Annotated in this window: 1 protein-coding gene; it reads left to right on the top strand. The window is 59.2% G+C overall.

Translation table 11 applies throughout. From position 1 onward, the window contains the following. Positions 1-55: 55 nt before the first annotated feature. Positions 56-1,084 (top strand): IS30 family transposase, encoded by a 1,029-nt coding sequence (locus tag K5E40_RS34315; protein ID WP_197879309.1) that lies wholly within the window; start codon positions 56-58, stop codon positions 1,082-1,084. Positions 1,085-1,114 lie beyond the last annotated feature (30 nt).

Genomic DNA, 1,114 nt, shown 5'->3' with positions numbered 1-1,114 from the left:
GGCGGCCGCGAAAACTGAGTGCAACACCTGACCTTTCCGGTACGGTGCTGCCCCTATGTCTTATTCCGAACTCAGCGTTGAAGAACGCGCCACCATTCAAATCGGTCATGCCCAAGGCTTGAGCCTGCGCAGGATTGCCTGCTTGATCACCCGATCGCCTTCGACCATCAGCCGGGAGTTGCGCCGCAATCGAGAGGCCTGCGGCGGCTACTCGGCCCGCGTGGCCCAGCAGCAGATGCAGGCCCGCCGCCAGGTTTGTCGACCGGTGCGAAAGTTGTTGCCGGGTAGCGAGCGCTTCGAATTGGTGACCCACATGCTGCGTGAGCGTTTGTCTCCCGAGCAGATTGCCGGCAAGCTGCGCAGTATGAACATACCCAATCTCAGAGATGCCTACGTCTGTCGCGAGACGATCTATAACGCGATCTATGCCTTGCCGGTCGGCGAGTTGCGTAAGGAGCTGATCATCTGCCTGCGCCAAAGCAAGACCACGCGCAGACCGCGCTCTGGCGGCGTGGATCGGCGCGGCCAGATCCCCGAGATGGTCAGCATTCATGTGCGCCCGCCGGAGATCGAAGACCGTCTGATGCCTGGGCATTGGGAAGGCGACCTGATCAAGGGGAAGGCCAACGCCTCGTCTGTAGGCACGCTGGTGGAGCGTACCAGTGGTTATTTGATGTTGGTGAAAATGAATGATGCGACGGCAACCTCGGCGATGGAGGGCTTCAGTGCGGCGCTCAATGGCATGCCGCTGGCGATGCGCAAGAGCATGACCTACGACCAGGGCCGGGAGATGGCGCGGCATGCTGAAATCACCCAGCAGACCGGGGTGGCCATTTACTTCTGCGACCCGCACAGCCCCTGGCAGCGAGGCAGTAACGAAAACATTAACGGCCTGATCCGTCAGTACCTGCCCAAAGGGACGGACTTGTCGGGACACAGCCAAGAACAGTTGGATGCCATTGCCTTGCAACTGAATATGCGCCCCCGTAAACGCTTCGATTTCAAATGTCCGATCGAAATGATGGGTGAGGTGATGCAAATGGCCGTGGTTATGCGGCACGATGCGCCCACTTCAATTCAATAACTGTGTTGCACTCAGTTCCTGCAACCGCCC

It is taken from the genome of Pseudomonas baetica (assembly GCF_019733355.1).
Lineage (GTDB): Bacteria > Pseudomonadota > Gammaproteobacteria > Pseudomonadales > Pseudomonadaceae > Aquipseudomonas > Aquipseudomonas baetica_A.
This window is presented reverse-complemented; position numbering and strand designations above follow the sequence as displayed.